At 32.5% G+C, this 22808-nt stretch carries 19 protein-coding genes, 1 pseudogene and 1 riboswitch; of the genes and pseudogenes, 14 read left to right on the top strand and 6 right to left on the bottom strand.

Going from position 1 to position 22808, the window contains the following annotated elements; genetic code table 11:
• Window positions 1–18: 18 nt before the first annotated feature.
• The 7 genes from ACXKY9_RS14970 (at window position 19) to ACXKY9_RS14940 (ending at window position 9602) form a co-directional block, all read left to right on the top strand.
• Entirely contained in the window at window positions 19–1233 is a 1215-nt protein-coding gene (locus ACXKY9_RS14970) for a cytochrome P450 (RefSeq protein WP_000168011.1), read from the top strand.
• 108 nt (window positions 1234–1341) lie between these two features.
• Window positions 1342–1920: a cysteine dioxygenase family protein gene (locus tag ACXKY9_RS14965; protein ID WP_000954437.1), complete on the top strand. Its 579-nt coding sequence runs from the start codon at window positions 1342–1344 to the stop codon at window positions 1918–1920.
• Between the two features lie 175 nt (window positions 1921–2095).
• Window positions 2096–2947, top strand: a complete 852-nt coding sequence (locus tag ACXKY9_RS14960) for a Cof-type HAD-IIB family hydrolase (RefSeq protein WP_000766385.1) — start codon at window positions 2096–2098, stop codon at window positions 2945–2947.
• Between the two features lie 452 nt (window positions 2948–3399).
• Entirely contained in the window at window positions 3400–5187 is a 1788-nt protein-coding gene (locus tag ACXKY9_RS14955) for an ATP-binding protein (RefSeq protein ID WP_001088556.1), read from the top strand.
• A 234-nt stretch (window positions 5188–5421) separates the two neighbouring features.
• Window positions 5422–7548, top strand: coding sequence for a peptidoglycan D,D-transpeptidase FtsI family protein (locus ACXKY9_RS14950; RefSeq protein WP_000743771.1), 2127 nt, complete (start codon window positions 5422–5424; stop codon window positions 7546–7548).
• A 76-nt stretch (window positions 7549–7624) separates the two neighbouring features.
• A complete protein-coding gene (lepB, locus tag ACXKY9_RS14945; protein ID WP_000765192.1) occupies window positions 7625–8155 on the top strand; it encodes a signal peptidase I in 531 nt (176 codons plus the stop codon).
• Window positions 8156–8414: 259 nt separating this feature from the next.
• Window positions 8415–9602: a macrolide family glycosyltransferase gene (locus tag ACXKY9_RS14940; protein WP_000932149.1), complete on the top strand. Its 1188-nt coding sequence runs from the start codon at window positions 8415–8417 to the stop codon at window positions 9600–9602.
• Between the two features lie 91 nt (window positions 9603–9693).
• Here the strand turns inward: ACXKY9_RS14940 and ACXKY9_RS14935 are convergent, their stop codons facing one another.
• The gene (locus ACXKY9_RS14935; RefSeq protein WP_000864399.1) at window positions 9694–10374 is read right to left on the bottom strand and encodes an aspartate/glutamate racemase family protein; all 681 of its coding nucleotides are present in this window, start codon (window positions 10372–10374) and stop codon (window positions 9694–9696) included.
• 153 nt (window positions 10375–10527) lie between these two features.
• Window positions 10528–10643, top strand: a riboswitch (SAM riboswitch).
• Window positions 10644–10783: 140 nt separating this feature from the next.
• Here ACXKY9_RS14935 and ACXKY9_RS14930 point away from each other — a divergent pair.
• The 4 genes from ACXKY9_RS14930 (at window position 10784) to ACXKY9_RS14915 (ending at window position 14080) form a co-directional block, all read left to right on the top strand.
• On the top strand, window positions 10784–11332 hold the full coding sequence (locus tag ACXKY9_RS14930) for an ECF-type riboflavin transporter substrate-binding protein (RefSeq protein WP_001038210.1): 549 nt from the start codon (window positions 10784–10786) through the stop codon (window positions 11330–11332).
• Window positions 11333–11342: 10 nt separating this feature from the next.
• Window positions 11343–13043, top strand: a complete 1701-nt coding sequence (locus ACXKY9_RS14925; protein WP_001182524.1) for an ABC transporter ATP-binding protein — start codon at window positions 11343–11345, stop codon at window positions 13041–13043.
• Window positions 13036–13836: an energy-coupling factor transporter transmembrane component T family protein gene (locus ACXKY9_RS14920; protein ID WP_000556363.1), complete on the top strand. Its 801-nt coding sequence runs from the start codon at window positions 13036–13038 to the stop codon at window positions 13834–13836. Before ACXKY9_RS14925 ends, ACXKY9_RS14920 begins: the two co-directional genes overlap by 8 nt.
• Window positions 13837–13972: 136 nt before the next feature.
• On the top strand, window positions 13973–14080 hold the full coding sequence (locus tag ACXKY9_RS14915; RefSeq protein WP_000120182.1) for a YjcZ family sporulation protein: 108 nt from the start codon (window positions 13973–13975) through the stop codon (window positions 14078–14080).
• 101 nt (window positions 14081–14181) lie between these two features.
• Here the strand turns inward: ACXKY9_RS14915 and ACXKY9_RS14910 are convergent, their stop codons facing one another.
• Entirely contained in the window at window positions 14182–15441 is a 1260-nt protein-coding gene (locus ACXKY9_RS14910; protein WP_000348327.1) for a sensor histidine kinase, read from the bottom strand.
• A 136-nt stretch (window positions 15442–15577) separates the two neighbouring features.
• Window positions 15578–15883: pseudogene (locus ACXKY9_RS14905) on the bottom strand (tyrosine-type recombinase/integrase); the annotation flags it as partial.
• Window positions 15884–16079: 196 nt separating this feature from the next.
• Between ACXKY9_RS14905 and ACXKY9_RS14900 the strand changes: the two are divergent.
• The gene (locus tag ACXKY9_RS14900; RefSeq protein ID WP_000754943.1) at window positions 16080–16193 is read left to right on the top strand and encodes a DUF3954 domain-containing protein; all 114 of its coding nucleotides are present in this window, start codon (window positions 16080–16082) and stop codon (window positions 16191–16193) included.
• 436 nt (window positions 16194–16629) lie between these two features.
• Here ACXKY9_RS14900 and ACXKY9_RS14895 read toward each other — a convergent pair whose 3' ends face one another.
• The 3 genes from ACXKY9_RS14895 to ACXKY9_RS14885 all read right to left on the bottom strand — a co-directional run bounded on the left by ACXKY9_RS14895 (window position 16630) and on the right by ACXKY9_RS14885 (window position 20273).
• A complete protein-coding gene (locus ACXKY9_RS14895; RefSeq protein WP_001270204.1) occupies window positions 16630–18627 on the bottom strand; it encodes a YVTN family beta-propeller repeat protein in 1998 nt (665 codons plus the stop codon).
• A gap of 661 nt (window positions 18628–19288) precedes the next feature.
• Complete coding sequence (locus ACXKY9_RS14890) at window positions 19289–19753, bottom strand: hypothetical protein (RefSeq protein WP_001109240.1); 465 nt, start codon at window positions 19751–19753, stop codon at window positions 19289–19291.
• Between the two features lie 271 nt (window positions 19754–20024).
• Window positions 20025–20273 carry a hypothetical protein gene (locus ACXKY9_RS14885; RefSeq protein WP_000141879.1) on the bottom strand — a complete coding sequence of 83 codons (249 nt, stop codon included), beginning with the start codon at window positions 20271–20273 and terminating at the stop codon, window positions 20025–20027.
• 525 nt (window positions 20274–20798) lie between these two features.
• Between ACXKY9_RS14885 and ACXKY9_RS14880 the strand changes: the two genes are divergently transcribed.
• Both ACXKY9_RS14880 and ACXKY9_RS14875 read left to right on the top strand, forming a co-directional pair.
• Complete coding sequence (locus ACXKY9_RS14880; RefSeq protein WP_153580417.1) at window positions 20799–20975, top strand: hypothetical protein; 177 nt, start codon at window positions 20799–20801, stop codon at window positions 20973–20975.
• 528 nt (window positions 20976–21503) lie between these two features.
• Complete coding sequence (locus ACXKY9_RS14875; protein WP_000464620.1) at window positions 21504–21785, top strand: DUF3947 family protein; 282 nt, start codon at window positions 21504–21506, stop codon at window positions 21783–21785.
• Window positions 21786–22808: the final 1023 nt, after the last annotated feature.

The raw sequence follows: 22808 nt of genomic DNA, 5'->3' as shown, positions 1-22808 counted from the left end.
AAAAGGGAGGAAAGAACTATGGCTTCACCTGAAAATGTTATTTTAGTTCATGAAATTTCAAAGCTGAAAACAAAAGAAGAATTATGGAATCCATATGAATGGTATCGTTTGATGAGGGATAATCACCCAGTTCATTATGATGAAGAGCAGGATGTATGGAATGTTTTTTTATATGATGATGTAAATCGTGTTTTATCAGATTATCGCTTATTTTCAAGTAGAAGGGAGCGCAGACAATTCTCAATCCCTCCTTTAGAAACTAGAATAAATATAAACTCTACAGATCCACCAGAACATCGCAATGTACGTTCCATTGTTTCTAAGGCATTTACTCCAAGAAGTTTAGAACAGTGGAAACCTCGAATACAGGCTATCGCAGATGAACTTGTACAACATATCGAAAAATGTAGTGAAGTTAATATCGTTGAACAGTTTGCTGCACCTTTACCTGTTACCGTTATTTCTGATTTATTAGGAGTCCCAACAACAGATCGTAAAAAAATTAAAGAATGGTCTGATATTTTATTTATGCCGTATAGTAAAGAAAAGTTTAATGATCTGGATGCTGAGAAAGGGATAGCATTAAATGAATTCAAAGCATACCTTCTACCGATTGTTCAGGAAAAGAGATATCATTTAACCGATGATATCATTTCTGATTTAATTCGAGCTGAATATGAAGACGAAAGATTAACCGATGAAGAAATTGTAACCTTTTCATTAGGTTTACTAGCAGCTGGGAATGAAACCACTACAAATTTAATTATTAATAGCTTTTATTGCTTTTTAGTAGATTCACCTGGAATTTATGAAGAGTTAAGAAAAGAACCTAACTTAATTTCAAAAGCGATTGAGGAAGTATTACGCTATCGCTTTCCTGTTACATTAGCCCGGAGGATTACAGAGGATACAAATATATTTGGTTCTTTAATGAAAAAGGATCAGATGATTGTTGCGTGGGTTAGTGCAGCGAATTTAGACGAGAAAAAATTTTCACAAGCCTCTCAATTTAATGTACATCGAACAGGAAATGAAAAGCATTTAACCTTTGGGAAAGGTCCTCACTTTTGCTTAGGAGCACCACTTGCACGTTTAGAGGCTGAGATTGCATTAACTACCTTTATAAATGCTTTTGAAAAAATAGAGCTATCTCCATCTTTCTGTTTAGAAAAATGTATATTGGAAAATGAACAAACATTAAAATACTTACCTATTCGATTGAAAGCTAAATAAAAATCTTAACAAGGTGCATACATTTGCATCTTGTTTTTTGTTTCTCAATTGTGAGTTTTCGGTAATCACCTTAATATGGAATTGTATAAAACGTAGAGGAGGATTCTTATGTTGACTTGTAATGGAAGTAAATCATTTCAAAAGTTTATTAAAGGTGTTACAGATCTTATGGAAAACGGTTTATTTGAAGAAGAAATAGTGTGTGGCATTGAAAAGTTACTAGAAGAACTTTTAGAAAAGAAAACATGGCTTCCGTTAGATAAACAGAAGGCCAATTTGACTCAATATGCACGACATTTATTGTATGAAGATCCGCTCAAACGTTTTGAAGTACTAGCTCTCGTATGGAAAGATGGACAATCTACACCTTTACATGATCATGACGGCACATGGGGAGTAGAAGGCGTTTTTTCAGGAAGGATTATGGTGCAGAACTTTATACAAACGAAACAACTTGGAAATTCACTTGTTTATTTAACACATACAGGAAATCTTTATTTGGGAGAAGGAGAAACAGATAAAGTAATTCCACCAGCGGATTGTCATATTCTTGAAATTAGCAAAAATGAAAGCGTTATTACGATTCATGTCTATGGAAAACGGTTAGAAAAGTTTAAAGTATATATACCAACTGAAGAAAAAAATGTGTACATGTGTGAGACAAAATACATTAGTTATAATTCATAGTTTAAAATCCAAAGCTTTTTTAAAAAGAAAAGCTTTGGATTTTATTTTTAATTATTTCTTGACCTGAAACGCTTTTCATAAATTATAAATAAGAAGTACCTCACGAGGATTGTATGAAAACGATACCTAATAATTAATTAGAACTCGTGTATTTATAGAAAGTGGTGAAGAAATAATGAAATTAATCGCAATTGATTTAGATGGAACTCTTCTTTCGGGGAATAAAATGATAAGTAAAGAAAATGCAGAAGCAATTCGAACATGTCAAGAAGCTGGCCATGTTGTAGCAATTTGTACAGGACGTTCAATTGTTGACATTGAGCGATTATTGTTAGAAGTTGATTTAGAGTGTCCAATCATTGCGGAAAATGGTGCTCTTATATATAAAGATAAAAAAATGATGAAGAGATATCCAATTCAAAATATGCAGGCACTTGAAATTGTAGAATACCTTGAAGAGAATGGTTTATATTATCAGCTCTATACCGATAAAGGTGTGTATGTACCGGATTATGGAGTAGAGAGTGTACGTAATGAAATTGAGCATGTGAAGAATTCAAAAGAAAATTTCGACTTGAAAGAGTTAGAAACAATCGCAGCATTATATCTTGAGCATACAGCGTTTCATAGTGCGGAAAGTTGTAAACCAATTGTAGAAACAGATATACATGTGCATAAACTATTACCATTTTCTTATGAAATTGAGAAATTAAAAAAACTCAAAGAAACATTTCTTCATAATACAGATTTAGCAATTACATCTTCATATTGGCACAATTTAGAGATTAATCATCGAGATGCTCAAAAAGGGAATGGATTATATACTTTAGCAGAACATCTTAATATTCCGGTTGAAAACACTGTAGCGATAGGTGATGGGCTAAACGATGTTTCTATGATGGAAAAAGCGAACATATCAATTGCAATGGGGAATGCAGTAGAAGAAATAAAAGCAATGTGTAAATACGAAACGTTATCAAATGAAGAACATGGTGTGGCACATGCTTTATATAAATATGTAATGTAATTAAAAAAGAAAAAAGAATCCAAATGGATTCTTTTTTCTTTTTTATTAGGGGTAAGGTATTCTATGAGATTCATAGAAGCCTTATTACATTTTATTATATAGAATATATTGGAATAAATGTTTATATTTTTCATAAAAATTGTGAATATTTTATGAACTTTATACTTATTGCATGTTTATACCGCTATTAGTAACGTGTATGACTCTCAAGTGAAAATTCAGTGAATTGTAAGAAGGAATTCAAGTTACCTAGACAATAAGTGAGGAATCAACGAAATATATACTAATTAAAGGTATATTCAGTATATATATTCTTTTCTTATTTTAATTGAAAAATAAAATTTGTTCGAATAATTATTCTACAGCTATATACCTTCACTAGCTTTCTTCGTATAATGGAGAAGTATGAATTTTAGATTTGTATTAATTTTACATATTGAGGTGAAAAAGGAATGAATTCGCGGCTAATGGAACTTATTGATGTGAGTACAATAGAAACCATGGCAGAACAATTTTATAAATTAACTAACATATCACATCAGCTTCTTGATGCTGAAAAAGAGTGTGTTTTTTCATTCGGAATGAATGAGATAAAAAAGAGTAAACTTCCAAAGATTGAAATCCCCATTTTCTTATACAATCAACATTTAGGATCTTTTGTTGTATGGTCCAAAAAAAGCGAAATTTTCAGTTGTCAAAAATACTTTGAAATGCTCTCAAGTTTAATTTTAGATGGCGCAATAAAAGTATTTCAAAGTAAAAATACAACGTTGCTTTCTCGGAAAGAGGAGGAACTACATACGATTTTACAAAACATGCCTGTTATGGTCGATGCGCTTGATTATAATGGAGATTTTGTTTTGTGGAATCGAGAATGTGAAATTGTAACAGGTTATACCGCTGAAGAAATAATTGGAAATCCCAACGCACTGCAATTACTGTATCCTGATTATAATTATCGCCATCAAATACAAAAGAAATTTTTAACTTGTGGAAAAAATTTCAGAGATTGGGAAATGCACTTAACATGTAAAAATGGTGAAATCAAAACAATAATGTGGTCGAATATATCAGAACAGTTTCCTGTAACAGGATATAGTTATTGGGCTGTTGGTGTAGATATTACACATTTAAAAGCGATAGAAGAGCAGTTAAAACAACAAACATCTGAACTGGAATTAATTTTTAAAGCTTTACCAGATTTATGTTTCTTAACAGAAGATGATGGCACAATTATAGATTACAAGGCAGGATCTCCTACAAAGTTTTACGTACCCGCAGAAGCTTTTATGGGAAAAAAGTTTTACGAAGTATTACCATCTTCAGTAGCACAGCAGTTTCAGGAAGCCATTAATCAAGTGAAGGAAAAAGGAACGAATGTAATTGTAGAATATCCACTCACACTTAATGGAAGTATTAATTTCTTTGAGGCTAGGTGCTTACCATTATTACATGATAAAATTATGATTATTGTACGCGACATTACAGAGAGAAAAAAGACAGAAGAATTGCTAAATAAATCAGATACGCTTGCAGCAATTGGTCAATTAGCAGCTGGCGTGGCTCATGAAGTAAGAAATCCTTTAACTGTAATTAAAGGTTTTATACAGTTATTTCAAATTAATAAAGAAGATCAAGAAAAATATTTTGATCTTATGCTCTCTGAAATTGAAAGGATAGAAGCGATCCTGCAAGAATTTCTGGCAATTGCTAAAACAGATGAGATAAATACAGAAAAGAAAAATATTTATCAAATTTTTAAAAATGTCGTATCGTTAATGAATACAAAAGCAATTATGACAAATATTCAAGTTGAACTATTTACGGATGACAAAGATATAATTATTGAATGCTCAGAAAATCAATTGAAACAAGTATTTATTAATATTTTGCAAAATTCAATCGAAGCTATGCCAAATGGTGGGGAAATTTCAATTCACATAAAAGAAATAAATGATGATGGTGTCATCATTCATGTAATAGATGAAGGAATAGGAATACCTGAAGAAAGAATTAAGAGATTAGGTGAACCTTTTTATAGTACGAAAGAAAAAGGGACTGGTATTGGATTAATGTTAAGTTATAAAATTATTGAAAGTCATCAAGGGACAATTAGTATCATGAGCGAGGTTGGTGTCGGGACAACAGTAACTATTTACTTACCGAAAGTACTAAGTAAACAATCTCTTTCTAATTGTGACGACAAATGTATAGCAATACGCACTAGTAGTAATTCTTAAATCAATTAATACCCAATAACAAAGCGATTAGTGAAAACTAAGCTTTTTGTTATTGGGTATTTTTTATATTTAATTTAGTAAACTTTACCTTTTCTTTACCTTTGTTTTAATTTCTATTAAGTTTTAAACATTATATTAATATTTGTACAAAGCAATGTATAGAAATTGTACATTACTTTTAATATAGAAATGTGATTATTATTTGAAATATTGTAAGGAGGAGATTATGACAAGGTGAAAAAGCAAGAGAAGAAAAGTGGTAGAGTAGTACCTCTCCGGTTAAATATTTTATTCCTTTGTGTATTTTTATTATTTTCTGGCATTATTATTCAGTTAGGGAAAGTGCAAATTTTTGATGGAGAAACATATAAAAATGAAGTAGAGAAGAGAGAAAATGCAACCGTGGGCCTTTCTGTACCACGTGGGAAAATATTTGATCGTGAAGGAAATCCAGTAGTTGATAATAAGTCTTTACGTACGATTACATATACAAAGGTGAAAGGTGTAAAACAAGAAGAAATATTAAAATCAGCAAGACAACTTGCAGATATTATTGAAATGCCACAAGAAGATATAGATAAGTTAACGGAGACTGATAAGAAAGACTTTTGGATGCAATTAAATCCAGAACTTGCTCAAGACTTAGTATCAAAAAAAGAAATAGATAAGTTCCGAGATAAGGATATTACCGGAAAAGAGCTAGACAAAAAAATAGAAGATTTAAAAAGGAAACGCGTTACAGATAAAAATCTTCAAGAACTAACGGCTAAAGATATAGAAGTGTTAGCTATTAAAAGTAAAATGACCTCAGGTTTTCAAATGGCACCTCAAATTATTAAAAAGGACGTTAGTGAACAGGAATATGCGGTGATTAGTGAAAATTTAGCGAACCTTCCAGGAGTAGACGCATCAGTTGATTGGGAGAGAATCTATGTAAATGATGGATTATTCCGTTCTGTCCTTGGTAACGTCTCAAATGCTGATGAAGGATTGCCACGTGAACGATTAGATTATTATTTAGTGCGTGATTATAGCCGAAATGATAGGGTCGGCAAAAGTTATATCGAACAGCAATACGAAGATGTACTTCATGGTACAAAAAAAGAAGTAAGAAGCATTGCTGATAAACAAGGAAATACTATTAGAACGGAAACGGTTTCGGAAGGAAAAAGCGGTAAAAATTTAACTTTAACAATAGATATGGAATTGCAAAAAAAAGTAGAGGAGAGCATAGAAAAAATATTAAAACAATATAAAGGGTCAGAATCAATGTTAGACCGTGCTTTCGTAGTGATGATGAATCCTAAAAATGGCCAAGTATTATCAATGGCTGGGAAAAGACTTGTAGAAAAAGATGGGAAAATGGAAGTAGAAGATTATGCTTTAGGCACGCTGACAAGTTCATATGAGCTTGGATCAACGGTTAAAGGTGCAACAGTGTTAACAGGGTTTGAAACAAATGCAATAACTCCTGGAACACATTTTTATGATGCACCTATGAAGTTTAAAGGAACTAAGGAAAAGAAGTCTTGGAAAAATTTTGGTGATATAGACGATCTAAGAGCGTTACAAGTTTCTTCAAACGTTTATATGTTTAATATCGCATTAAAAATTGCTGGTGTGGATTATGTGAAAAATAGTTCACTAGATATTAAACAAGAATATTTTGATAAAATGAGATATTATTTCAGGCAATTTGGACTAGGCGTACAAACTGGTATTGATTTACCGAATGAGACTGCAGGGCAAATTGGAAGAAAAGATAATCAGCCTGGTTTCTTATTAGATTATTCTATTGGACAATATGATACATATACACCACTTCAGCTTGCACAATATATTTCGACTATCGCAAATGGAGGGTATCGAATGAAACCACAAATTGTTCAAGAGATTAGAGAACAAACCGTTCAAAAAGATGAGGTTGGTAAAGTAGTACAATCAATAGAACCCGTTGTTTTAAATAGAATCGATATGAAACAAGAACATATTAATCAAGTAAAAGAAGGATTTAGAAAAGTATTTCAAGAAGGAGATGGAACAGGAGTAAGAGCGTTCCAAAAAGCACCATATAAACCAGCTGGTAAAACAGGGACCGCACAAACTGTATATGGTGGAGAAAATGAAATTGGGCGAAATGCGAAAGGCGATCGTAGAGAATGTTATAACTTAACATTAGCTGGATATGCGCCATATGATGATCCAGAAGTAGCATTTTCTGTTGTAGTACCGTGGGTTGAAAATGATAAATCGGGCATTAACTCCGATATTGGAAAAGAAGTTTTAGATGCTTATTTTGATTTGAAAAATAAGCGAGTAACTGGTGAAGCGCCAAAAACAGATGCCTCTAAAGAGAATTAAAATGTACGAAACGTCTCTAGCATGTCTGTAAACTAGAGGCGTTTTTATCTGGGAATAGATTAGAAATGAGGTGTATATGAAGCTGTTTATTCTAAAATATTGGAGGAACATATGTAGTTACATATTAATTATAATAGGGGTTATTTTTATTAATAAGTCCTTTTTATTTTGTATGGTAGAAGGGATTTCGATGCAACCTACTTTGAATGAAAAAGATTATATACTTGTTAATAAGGTAAACGTCTGTTTATCGTCTTTTCATCATGGAGATGTTGTCATTATAAAAAAAGAAGACGAGCCTACTTACTATGTGAAACGAATTATTGGATTATCGGGGGATAATATACAACTAAAAAAGGATGAGGTATTTATTAACGGTAAAAAGCGTGATGAGTCGTATATACATTTAGATATGTCACAAGTATCCAATCGTTTTTCAAATTTTAGAGAAATAAAAGTTCCTACGCATAAATTATTTGTGTTAGGTGATAATCGTAATCATAGTAAAGATAGTAGGAATACACTTGGACTTATTGATGAGTCAAATATAATAGGTAAAGTAGAAATGGTATTTTATCCATTTGATCATATAAAATGGATAAAATAATTCTATTAACTATTCACGTTTTATAAAATCAATCATATATTAATAGCATAGGACAAGCAGAAAAGCTTGTTCTAACCTCACAGAACACTCCTTATCACGGTTAGGCATCTACATAGGTAGATGCTTTTTTTTATGTTGATGACTGAAAATTATTTATCAATATAATGTAGCAAGCATATTAGGACTATTAGGGGAAGATTACTTGTACAAATAACAGTATGCTTAATTAAAACAATGAAATGTAAGGAGTGAGGAATAAGTGCTAAATATTTTAGTGGTTAATTTTCCAGCAGAGGGACATGTAAATCCTACATTAAATTTAGTAAAAGCCTTTACTGAACGAGGAGATAATGTACATTATATTACAACGGCAAACTTTAAGGATAGAATTGAAGATTTAGGAGCTACTGTACATACTCATCCGGATCTATTAAAAGAGATTTCTATTGATGCTGAAACCTCATCTGGGTTAAATGCTTTTTTTCATGTGCATGTTCAAACTTCTTTATATATATTAGAAATTACGAAACAATTATGTGAAAGTATAAATTTTGATTTCGTAATTTATGATATATTTGGCGCAGGAGAGTTAGTAAAAGAGTATTTACAAGTTCCAAGTGTAGTGTCCTCACCTATATTTTTAATTCCGCCAGAATTTTTGAAGACATTACCTTTTCATCCAAATGCAGATATGCCATTCCAACCAGAGGAAATCTCTGAAAAATTACTAAATCAGATGGAACATAAATTTGGAGTAAAACCAAAGAATAATCTTCAATTTATGAATAATAAGGGTGATGTTTGTCTCGTATACACAAGTCGCTATTTCCAACCTAATAACGAATCGTTCGGAGAAAATAACATTTTTATTGGACCGAGTATTTCAAAGCGTAAAACAAATATAAAGTTTCCACTGGAATCACTTAAAGAAAAGAAAGTTATTTATATTTCAATGGGAACACTGCTTGAAGGACTCGAACCATTCTTTAATACTTGTATTGATACTTTTTCAGATTTTGATGGGATAGTTGTAATGGCAATTGGTGATAGAAATGATATTTCTAAAATTAAGAAAGCACCAGATAATTTTATAATTGCTCCATACGTACCTCAATCAGAAATATTAAATGAAGCAGATGTTTTTATTACACATGGTGGTATGAATAGCGTACACGATGCCATTCATTATAATGTCCCATTTGTAATAATACCGCATGATAAAGACCAGCCAATGATAGCGCAAAGATTAACTGAGCTTGAAGCGGCACATAGACTATTGAAAGAACATGTTAATGTGCACACTTTAAAAGAGGCCGTAACAGATGTTCTTTCAAATGAAAAGTATAAACATGGTATAAGAAAACTTAATGATAGCTTTTTAAAATGTGGTGGTTCAAAAGAAGCAATTGCAGTTATTGAATCTCTTTTAAATAAAGTAAAATTTTAATCAGTAGGGATTTTACTACCCATAAATAGCGGGATAAATAGTCGTAACTGTATACAAGCATAGAGGTTCTCACCTTTATGCTTGTATATTCTTATCCAGCAAATTGCACAGCAGTATTTGCGTGTAAAAAAGCAGTATCAAAAACGGGAACAGTAAGATCATTTTGGGAGATAAGTAAAGGTATTTCAGTACAGCCTAATAATATACCTTCAGCGCCGTTTTGAATTAATGATTTTGTAATTTGTAATAACTTTTCTTTAGATGTTTCTGAAATGATCCCTCTACTTAATTCATCTAATATGACATGGTGGATAAAGGTTCTTTCCTCTTCATTTGGGATAATTGTCTCAATGTTATATTTCGCTAATCGTGATTTATAGAAATCTTGCTCCATCGTTTGTTTTGTTCCTAATAGTCCGATACGTTTTATACTCTGTTCTACCATTTCTTTAGCACTTACATCACCAATGTGAAGAAGCGGGATAGATATTGCTTGTTCTACTTCTTCGGCAAATAGATGTACGGTATTTGAACACATTAATAAACATTCAGCCCCAGATTTTTCAACTTTCTTTGCAACTGTAACTAGTTCATTTTTCACTTCTTCATATTGATGGTTTTGTAATAAAGTAGTTACTTCACCAAAGTCCATACTATATAAAACTAACTTTGCATTTTGATCGTATTGAGAGAGTGTAAGTGTATTAATATGTTTATAGTATAATGATGTAGATTCCCAACTTAATCCTCCAATCAAACCAATAACTTTCATAATGCATTCCTCCCGAAACGATTTTGAATTTATTATTTCACAATTCCGATAAGAATACAATGATTTAAATGATCTATTTAATAAAAAATAAAAATAGTGAGAAAAGTATTGAAATTTATACTTTTTAGTGCCATAATACGAATTACAAATTAATACTTATCCAGAGAGGTGGAGGGAACGGCCCTAAGAAACCTCAGCAACCCCTATGCAATTTTATAGGAAGGTGCTAATTCCGCAGAGGACACGATGTGTTTTTTGAAAGATAAGAGGATTCTTGAATGTGAAAGAAAATGACCTCTTATGTAAGAGGTCATTTTTTTGTTGTATAGAAAGGGAGTGTCGATGCATAATTCATTTTTAAATTAAATATAGAGTAATAAAAGTTGACTAATATGAGAGGGGAATTGTCATGAACAAATTATCAACAAAGTTAGTAGTAGCAATCGGTATTGGAGCAGCATTATACGGGATATTAGGACTTTGGGGATTTTCCATTGCACCGAATACATTTATTAAACCAGCATTAGCTATATTAACTGTTTTTGGAGCATTATTTGGTCCAGTGGCAGGACTGTTAATCGGACTTATCGGTCATACCGTAACAGATACGATTGCTGGCTGGGGTATTTGGTGGGGCTGGGTTATTAGTTCAGGTATTATTGGTTTTTCAATGGGGCTTATTCAAAAAAGAGTTGGTTTTAGTGTGAAAAACGGGTCATTTAACAAGGGGGATATTTCTTATTTAGCAATTACTGGGCTAGTTGGTATTGTCATTGCTATTATATTTGCTGGGGCATTCGATATTATTGTGATGGGAGAACCATTTGACAAAATTGTTATACAAGTATTAGGAGCAACAATTTCCGATGTCATCGTTTTCTTAGTACTTGGATTGCCACTTACAATTGGTTTGGCGAAATCCAATAAGAAACATACACATTTAAAAATTGAAAAGTAGGGATGTTAACATGCAACCAATTATTTCGTTTGAACAATTCACCTTTCAATATGGGCATGCTGTGCAGCCTACTTTAAGTGATATTACCTTTCATATATACCCTGGGGAAAAAGTGCTAATTGCTGGACGAAGTGGCTCAGGAAAGTCGACATTAGCTCATTGTATAAATGGGCTAATCCCATTTTCTTACGAAGGGAATAGTACAGGTAACGTTTTAATTGCCGGTAAAGATCCGAGGGAAGGAAGTATTTTTGAACAAAGTAAACAGGTAGGAACAATTTTGCAAGATCAAGATGCTCAATTTATTGGTCTGACAGTAGAGGAAGATGTAGCTTTTTATTTAGAAAATGAATGTGTAAAGCAAGATGACATGAAAAAGATTGTTTCGGACTCATTAAGAAAGGTGAAGATGCATACGTTTCATAAACAAAGTCCATATGAATTATCAGGAGGTCAAAAGCAAACAGTTTCTCTAGCGGGTTTATTAACAACAAATGCGGATATATTATTGTTCGATGAACCGTTAGCTAATTTAGATCCACTAAGCGCCTTACATACGATAAAACTTATGAAAGATATACATGAACAATATAATAAAACGATTGTTATTATCGAACATAGAATAGAAGAAATTTTAAACCTGGATTTAGACAAAGTTATATTAATTGATGAAGGTAAAGTCATTGCGATAGGAACACCAAAAGAAATCTTAGCGTCAAATATATTACCACGTATCGGCTTAAGAGAGCCTATTTACATCGAAGCATTAAAGAGATTACATTTTGATAGTAATAATGACGTAATATATCCAATGGAAAACCTTCAAAAAGAAAAGGTAAGCAACGTTATAAAAGAGTGGATGGAGAAACAAGTCATATTAAAAGGGAATACTAAAAACAAGGAATTACTTAAAGTGGAGAATTTATCATTTTCATACTCTAATAAACAAAAAGTATTAGAAAATGTAAACCTTTCAATATATGAAGGAGAAATTGTGGCACTGTTAGGACATAATGGAGCAGGGAAATCAACATTAGCTCATAGTCTTATAGGCATAAACAAAATGAAAAATGGGAAAATCTTGTTAAAAGGTGAAGATATTAGTTCTTGGTCTATTCGTAAACGTGGGGAAATCATATCTTACGTGATGCAAAATCCAAATCATATGATTACACAGCCTACTGTTTTTGAAGAAGTTTCATTTACATTAACATTACATAATTTTTCTAAGGAAGAAATTAAGAATAGAGTAGAAGGAACTTTAAAAATTTGTGGTTTATATCCATTTCGTAATTGGCCAATTCAAGCACTAAGCTATGGGCAAAAAAAGAGATTAACAATCGCATCTGTATTAACAACAAATCCTAAACTTATCATATTAGATGAACCGACAGCGGGACAAGATTATTATCACTATAAACAATTTATGTCTTTTATTAAAAACCTAGCTAAAAAGGGAATTTCATTTGTTTTTATCACTCACGATATGAATCTCGCGCTAGAATATACAGACCGTGCAGTAGTTCTACATGAAGGGAAAATTATTGCGGATAATACAGTGTTTGATGTATTAGGCGATCAAGAAACGTTACAAAGAGCCAACTTAAGAGAGAGTTCTTTAACCAAGCTTGTTAAATTTAGTGGGATTGCATGTCCAGAAAAATTTATGGAGCTTTATTTAGACAGTAATAGGAGGGAGGAAGGTGCATAGTACATATTTTCATCGTATGGATGGGATAGTGAAATTGTTTTTATTTATTTTTTGTATGACGCTTACTTTTTTGTTTTTTGATTTTCGGGTGTTGCTAATATTATTTATTATTGGGTGTATCGGGCTCAGCATTGCTAAAATTCCATTTCGTAAAATTTTAATTGTTTTTAGTGTCATATTTACATTTAGTTTATTAAACTCTGTCATGATTTTATTGATTACACCAACTCATGGATCTGAATTAACTGAATCATATACCGCGTTTTTACATGTTGGATATGCAACGATTACATATGAAACATTATTTTATGCAGCTACACTTTCATTAAAGTATTTTACGTTATTACCATTTACACTTCTTTTTATTTACACGACAGATCCAAGCGAATTTGTAAGTAGCTTAAGTAAACTTGGTATTCATTATAAGATTACTTATGCAATAAATATTGCACTACGTTATATTCCTGACATCCAGTCTGAGTATAAAATTATTAAACACGCGCAAGAAGCGAGAGGAGTGGCTTTTGAAAAAGGAGAAGCAAGTTTATGGGTTCGTATGAAGAACCGTGTTTTAATTTTCTGGCCACTAATCATTCATTCTCTAGAAAGAATAGATACGGTTTCAAATGCAATGGATTTAAGAGGATTTGGAAAGAAGGATAAACGTACATGGTTTTATACAAGTAAGGCGAAACGTGAAGATTTCATCGCTTTATTTGCCGGTATTTTCATATTTATTGTTGCGGTATATTTAAAATTAAACGTATTTCAAAACTTTTGGTATCCATTTTAAAGCACTCTTTAAACGAGTGCTTTTACTTATTTTTATGTAGACATGCTCAAAAAAGGGATATATACATAATGTATAATACGAACCAGTTAAAATGATCAACTACCTATTAGTTTTCAAACCAAAAGGAGGAGAAAATATGAGTTACGGTGGTTCTTGTGGTTTTGGTGGAGGTTTTGCTTTACTAGTTGTGTTATTCATTCTATTAATAATTGTAGGATGCAGCTGCTGGGGCGGAGGATACTAATTTTTAATTAGTCTTCACAAATGTAAACTAAAAAAACATTGAAGATACTTATGTATCGAAACAAATAAAAAAGGAGCGACTATGCTCCTTTTTTATTTGTTTTAATGCGTATTCTTATTATATTTCGGGAACGTAATCGTTAAAGTCGTTCCTTTACTAACGATACTTCGAATTTTTAAACTTCCATGCATCGTCTCAATAATCTTAACAGCAACCATCGTACCTAAACCGGTTCCTTTTGTTTTTGTACTAAAATACGGTTCACCGAATCGATGTATTTGCTCCTGTGACATTCCAACTCCGCTATCTTCAATTCGTATTTCAACTTTACTATTATTGATAGATGAGGAAATATTTAAGGTACCACCATTAGGCATTGCTTCAATACTGTTCTTTATTAAGTTTAAAAAACATTGTTGAAAGTGCTGTTTATTACCAACAATGGTTGCCTCAGAAAAATCCTGTGTAATATGTATCGTATTCATATTACACAATGGCAATATCATATTAATAACCCGATTTAACTCTTGTTTTATTGAAATTTGATCTAATTTTTCTGGAGCAGGTTTGGCAAACGTTAAATAATCATCGATAATTTCTTGGGCACGATTTAACTCTTCAAGTATATGTTTAATATATTCGTCTCTTGACTCAGGAGTTAAATTTGGTGTTTTTAAAAGCTGTGTAAATCCTTTTACAACCGTTAAGGGATTCCTTACTTCGTGCGATATACTTGCAGCGAGTTGGCTAACAATCTCCATTTTTTCCATTTTAATTAATTTTGAGCGCATTAATACAGCATCTTTTATAACTTCATTTATATAAACAATAAATAACATCAAAGTAGTCGGTAATACCATGAAATAAATAATATACAAATTATTCACTTCAAAATCTGATAAAGTTAATACAATTAAAGTTGTAAATATGGCTAGGAAAAAGGTTAAAAACATGGAAAAAGCTACTTTAAGTTTTCTATTATATGTATTAAATTTTGAAGATGCGAGTGCTGTAACGATGAACATTATTCCGTAAACAACAACGGTCAGCATGTTAAAGCCATAAAATAAAAATCTTGTAATTAATAAAATTGTAAACAATATGATACCGACAGGGAATCCACCATAAAGCGTACCTATTATGACCGGAATTTGTCTTAAATCATGAATACAACTTTCATCCATATAGATAGGGTATCGCATACATAAAATAAGCGGGATACTAGAACAAAGGGTAATCAGTAGTATTTTATATTTCTTTAAATAGCGCCCGCTATCATATATGAAATAAAAAACAAATATACTACATAAAATGTATAGAAGATTATTTAATACGTTTTGATTAATATAAACAAAGTCCATAATATTTGCCTCGTTATTCTGAATTTACTTAACATATGTATTATACATAATAACATATGTTAAGGTGAATAAACCTTGTTAATACAAGATTTGTTTGGCTTTTTGTTATAAAATGCAAACATTTTTCAAACGTTAGCTATCCAAAGATACTTTTACTAAAATTTTTTACTCCTTCTTCCTGCATGTTCGGTAAAACATGAGAATAAATCCTAAGAGTTAATGAAATGTCTGTATGACCTAATCTCTCACTGATAATTTTAGGATTAACTCCTTGTTTCAATAGTATAGTTGCGTGTGGATGTCTTAAATTACGAATTTTAATTTTTTTCACTGCTGCATTTTTTATTTCCTTATAAAACTTTTCCCTGAAAGCATTTCTGCATAACCCCCCACCTGATTTATTACAATTAATTAAATCTAAATCTTGATAAGCAGAACTGATTGGTAATAAGAAACGTTTGCATGAGATTCTAAATAAATATAAAAATACTAAAGGAAAGTAAGGTATGAAAAAACAGGTGTTTCAAGAAAAGTGGACGAGCTAGGTCGTGTAGTAATTCCAGTAAGAGTTTATTTGGGAGGTGGCTTTTAAAACTGATGTTGTTGAGTACATGTGGTAGTAAAAGGTAGATGGACATATGAAAAAAGTAGAAATTGATGTTAGTAGCAACAAACTTTTAATAGTGCAGGACGGGAATGTGACAGTAGTCAATCCACCAATGAGCGGATTTGGTGAGCAAGTCGCGGTTTAGATAAACGGTAAGGTTGATCGTGTAGATACTAAGTTTACTGAAAAGATAAAATGATTATTTTTAGAAAGATACCCAGACGGATTTAGTCGAGAAGCTAGTCAAAATCGCGTAGATGTGAAGTGAAAATCGTAAAAAAAAAGAGTCATGAGTGGAAAGGCTCATAGCTCTTTGAATAAGGGTAATGGTTTTATAGGTGAATATTATTATTAAATTCTAAAAAATTCAATGTTAGTAAATTAATTGGTATGTGATTTGAGTTTTATAGAAAGAGATCAGCTAACAACAGCTAGCTGATCTGCAGGTTCTGTAAGACAAAACAGAAAAGAATATTAACAGAATATAGAGGTTTATTCTGGTTGTTTGAACGTAGTTAAAGAAAGAATATCACATACTATCAATTTTAATAAAAACTATCTGTGGCTTTCACTTCTTTATTTTATTCACAAATAGTTCCAGTAGCTATTCCGGTTGGAGCGACACCTACTGGGACATTAGTGATAACAGTATTCGTAGCAATATCAATAACGGAAACAGTATTACTAGCTTGATTTGTAACATATGCTCGAGTGCCATCAGGTATGATGGCTACTTGATCAGGGGATAAACCAACAGAAATTGTATCAATCACAGTATTTGTCGCCACATTTATTACCGATACATTATTGCTAACTTTATTTACAACGTAAATAAGGTTTCCACCCGGTGTAATATCTATGCCAACAGGTTCGGTACCTACGTTAATTGTATTAATAACTGCATTGGTAGCGGTGTTAATAACAGAAACCGTATTGCTGTTTTGATTCGTGACATACGCACGAGTACCATCTAGTGTAAACACGATTATTCTAGGACGAATGCCAACAGGGATGGTATCAATAACTGTGTTGGTAGCAGTATTAATGACAGAAATTGTGTTGCTTAATTCGTTTGCAACATATGCAAGGGCACCATTTGGGGAAACAGTAATTCCTTGTGGAGCGATGCCAACAGGAATGGTATTAATAACTGTGTTTGTTGCCGCATTAATGACAGAAACAGTATTATTGCCATGATTTCCAACATAAACAGTTGTGTTATTTGGAGAAACAGCTACACCTATTGGGTTAGTTCCAACAGGAATGGTAGCGATAACGGCATTAGTAGCAGTATCAATAACGGAAACGGTATTAGAAAAAATATTAGTAACATAGGCACGAGCTCCATTTGGTGAAACGGTTACTTCAAGTGGTGCATTACCTACAGTAATTGTATCAACTACTATATTTGTTCCGGTGTTAATTACAGATACTGTATCATTTGTAGGGTCATCTATGAGTCCTGCATTTGTAGCATATACTAGGAAATTACATGCAGGTCCGGTTGGCCCGGTAGGTCCGGTAGGTCCAGTCGGTCCCGGTGGACAATCACAATCTCCATTAGGTCCTGGTGGTCCTTCAGGTCCTTGAATACCTTGCACACCTTGAGGTCCAGTAGGTCCCGGTGGTCCTTCCGGCCCTTGAATACCTGACACACCTTGAGGTCCAGTGGTTCCCGGTGGTCCTTCCGGCCCTTGAATACCTGGCACACCCTGAGGTCCAGTGGATCCTTCCGGCCCTTCCGGTCCTTGAATTCCTTGTACACCTTGAGGTCCAGTGGGTCCCGGTGGTCCGGGAATTCCCATTCCGGTCCCTGAACCAGTAGGTCCCGGTGGTCCCGGAGGCCCTTGAATCCCTTGTACGCCTTGAAGTCCTTGAGGTCCCGGTGGTCCTTCCGGCCCCTGAATCCCTGGCACGCCTTGAGATCCTTCCGGTCCTTCCGGCCCTTCCGGTCCCTGAATCCCTTGCACACCTTGAGGTCCTTCCGGTCCTTCTGGTCCTTCCGGCCCCTGAATTCCTTGCACACCTTGAGAACCCTGAGCGCCTCTAGGTCCAGGAAATCCTCTAGGTCCAGTGGCTCCAGTCGGCCCCGGTATTCCGATGTTACTTAATAGCGAACTATTTAAGATTCCTTGTAAAATTAAGTTGAATGTTTGCTGTAATAAGGGGTCCGATATATTTGAACAACTTATAAGTGAAGACAAGCTTTGGAATAGAAATTGGAATAATGCTGAGATTTGAGTGAGGGATGCAGTAGGTAAGGAATTAATTAATTGATTTATAGTTCTTATAACTAAATTTCTATTTGGTGTATTTGGTTGTACTGTTATTAATAAATCATTTAATGCCTGTAATGCTGATTGGAGTATTTGTATAGTTGTTGGATTTGGTGTTGTGAAAAAAGAAAGGATGGCTTGATTTAATTGATTTATTATTTGTAATAATTCTTGTTGTTGAGAATTCGAGAAAAAAACAGGTGTACAGCAATTACTTTGATCACAAGGGGATATAGAAATAAAGCAGGGTTGCTGAAATTTATCACACGGATTTTTGGAATTTGATTTTCGATTATATCTCATAAATACCTCCTTTTAAAAATTGAATATTAAGTAATTTTTGGTAAATTATTAGCAACTGACTTTGTAGGTATATGTTTAATGTGAAATGTTTTTTCCTTCAAAGTATATGCCAATAAAATAGAGGTGTTCATATGGGATATATAACCAATACTTGGTTGTTAGGAGGATGTTGTAATCATAGGAAAGAAAATGAAGGTTACAAAGTTTATAGGCAAGCGATTGTATTTTAAAAAAGCGTTATTGTAATAAAATTTGAAGTTTATTAAAAAGAAGGAATGAAGGAAGATGTAAAAGATTTTGAAAGATCCATAAAAAGAATTCAGTAAAACACTGAATTCTTTTACACGTATTTTTATTTGTTAATCCATTTAGAAATAATAGGAATTTGTTGTGCCTATTAAAATATGTACTGTTGGTAATTATAACATGAAAATGGATTGTAATAGAATAATGCATAAAAAAGAACAAGTAATAAATTAAACAAAAGCTTTATTTTATTATAGATAAATAGGTGACTCAGCAATTGTGCTAGCCGAGTCACCTAGTACTATGGAACCAAATAATGTTCTTTTTCTATATGTAGTTATGTGGAGTTCTTAGAGGCTAGCCCAATAGACAGTTAAGGGATAAATAAAATCATTTTAGAGAGTTTTACATTTTATTATGTTAATGCTACAACAGCAAGAGTTAAGCCCAATGTATTTAATGTATTAGAATATGGTCCTACATTAACAGTAAGAGTACTTGTTATACCTAAAGGTGTAGTGAAAATAGCGGGTGCTGATACAGAAGTGAATCCTGCAGTATATCCCAGAGAAGTACCAGAGCCAATGATTGGATTATTATTAAGATACATAGTGATACCTGCCGAATTACCTCCTGGTTGAATGATAACTTGCACTTCATAGATTGCCAAATAGGTTCTTCCACCTTCAAGTAAAACAGTTGTTGGTGGTGTGAATGAGATTGCCGTACCATTAGAATTTACCACGGTATCTAGTGGAATCGCAGAATTTACAGAGACTATTGATGGGGTAGTTTGAACAACATTTAAACTGTTAGCCGTGGGGGATGGACAAGTGCAAGGTTTGTGAATGTTAGGGTTATTATCATTTTGGTAATTCACAAATAATCAAGCTCCTTTGCGTAAGATAATTTTTTATCCTATATAAAACGTAGCTTTTTTGTATCTAAGTTATTTTTAAAGAGAAGTTGAATATTGTTGGTCAGTTAACTTTTAAAAGCATTTGATACTCTGGGATTTAAAAGTGCATCTGATAAATATATATGAATGTTTTTTAAGGACATTACTGTAAGTTTGGAAACATAATAAAATCGTTATTTGAAACTGTTCATGAAAAAAGAGCACCATCGAAAGTGCTCTTAGAAAATACATTTTATATTCTGTTTTGAGCTACGATTTTAATATTCTCTGGTGGAATGATATCTTGAATTTTTTCTTTTAAATCTACTTGGACCATTTCTTCAAGATGTTCAAGTGAAACTTCAAAGTTTATACATTCCGCAGATGCGATGCTTAATAAAGAATAATTTTCATTCTTTTTAACGACAAGATATTGCGATTGATCTGTTATTACTATACACCCTTGTTGAATGCCTAATTTACGATCGTCTTCAAAAGTCATAAATGTTTCTCCTTTTATATGTATTGCCGATAAATAGTTTACTACATAAATACATTGGCTCATATTGAGAAACCTTACATTAGTATTACAATTTCATACGGTTTCTGAATATCTTATGGGCTAGTAATACGGAGAGTGTAAGAAGGTTCAATTGAATATTTAACAAAATCCTTATTTGAAAACAAGAAGCCCTAGAGTTAGGGCTCTAGGGCTTCTTGTTTTGGTATTCTCACATGGTTTTTCAAAAAGAATAGAACATATTGAAGATAACATGTGAATGTTTCATAAATGTATCAAACAAGTGAACAAAATTGTTATTGTAGAAGTAGTAGAAATGAAGTTTCTATTAGTTAAGTGCGTAAAAGGTATTATTTCCAGTAGATAAAATGCGCATGGGGCACCTAATCATTATTATACCAGAGGAAAAGAATATGTTATGAACTTCGGTGAATGAAAAAATGAATATTTCACTTTAAGCGAAGTTAATGAAAATAAAAACTTCATTTTAGTAGGTGAGGAGGATGAATGATGGTTGTAGAAGCAAAGGTGAAATTTGAATTAGATGAAGAACAAAAATTACAGTTTCAAAATATAAGAGAAAATGAAGGGGAACAAGAAGCGTTTTACTTTCTAGAAGAATTGATAATGAAAGAGATTAATTTAGCTGAATTTTTGGAGATGGAGTATAAGGATAAAGAATAGCATTTCAGTCAAATCAAAAGGGGGAACCTGTGATGGAAGTAGTGGAAATCGAAGGCCAGTTATCAATATTTGATATAGGTTAAACAAAATTTAAACTGTACGAAGTCTTAGAAGCGAAATACCTAGAACATCATAACAAATATAGTTGACTATGTTTGTCAAATTTTGTTGGATTCTTTAGAAAAGTAGTATTGCAGAGAGAAACACAATGATTTGGAAAAGATTATTATACGGGACTTATTAAGAGAATGTAGGAATTGATAAAGCTTAACAAAATAGTTATTTTGCATAAAAAAACAGGAGTGCGTGACCAAAGCACTCCATGTCGCTAATGACAACACCTATAAAAGTATATGAATGATTTTCATAAATATGTTGTTAAAACTTGAAACAAAATAGTTAGTTATTTGAATAGAAAGAGATTCAAGAATTATAAGGTGAAAAGCGTCATGTATTATCCATTGTAATTAAATATTCATAGTATGAAAGATGGAAGACAAAATATTTAAAGGATGAGGTGAATATAGGATGTTTTTTGATTTTTTTTATAATAAAACGCAAATGCGCCCTTTAGGAGGATCGGGGCCTGCACAAAGTACTATTCAAGCAGTTCATCAGGCTATACAAGCACAACAACAAGCGCTGCAATCACAGCACACGCAACAAAGTTATACCCCAGCACAATCATATTATTCTTTACAACCTTATACCCCAGCACAATCATATTATTCTTTACAACCTTATACCCCAGCACAATCATATTATTCTTTACAACCTTATTACCCAGCACAATCGTATTACCCAATGTAGATTATCCAGAATAGAATATTCTTTTTATTGATTTCGTATGAAACTATATATTTTTATAGTAATAAAAATAATAAAGTGGATTTAAATAAAAAAGGGTACACATATAAGTGTGCATTTAGATTAACAGGATTGAACGTATGGACTGGATTGCCCTATACAATATGCTTGTCTAATTAGAAGGTGAAGTTTTTTTATAATATCAACGGAAAATCAACAAAAACGCTATAGTAGTAAATAAATAAAAAAGGACCTGCTGTGGGAGAACAGGTCCGTTACAAAAATGCCTATGAGGAAAATCAATGTCACCAATATAGTATCAATAAACGAGAATTCATTTCAGGTGCTAAGTATTGAGAAATAAAAAATATTTGGCGCAACAAAGTGGTCAACTTTATTAGCTAACCACCTGTTACACAAAAGAAAATTAGGCCCTGCAAGTTAGGATGTGTAACTTAAAGTTACAGTTATAGTGTAAGCCAGATTTGAAATGTTATACGAAAGTTATTTTGATAAAAACCTCATTTTGTAGAAATAAGGAAAATAAAAAAAGTACTATGCATAAGTGCTCTTTAAGAAAGGAGGTAACTCTTTAAGCGGAACGTTCAGGTTAGAAATATATGATGTGAAAAGGAAATGAGAACAAAATTTCATTTTAGATTTAATACAAAAGAGCAGCTAGCAAAAGCTAACCGCTCTTCAGAAAAACATTAAGAAGGAAGTTCAGAACTCAAGTGTATTTATAGTATGGACATAATTTGAAGGTCTATTCAGAAAAAAATTATAAAGAGCAACCACTCAGGTTGCTCTACAGATAGGAGATAACTCAGTGAACAAAATGAACACGTTAAAAATGTATGTAACAAATAGAAAAATAAGAACAAAAAAGCAGCTAGCAAAAGCTAACTGCCCTGGTGAATAAGAAGAACACAATGGTCATTCGTATTCAACCTTGGTGTACTTATATTGTTAACACTTTTTAGAAATTTATTCAATAAAAGAGCAGCTAGCAAGAGCTAACTGCTC

The organism is Bacillus sp. 2175 (genome assembly GCF_057812155.1).
This window is presented reverse-complemented; position numbering and strand designations above follow the sequence as displayed.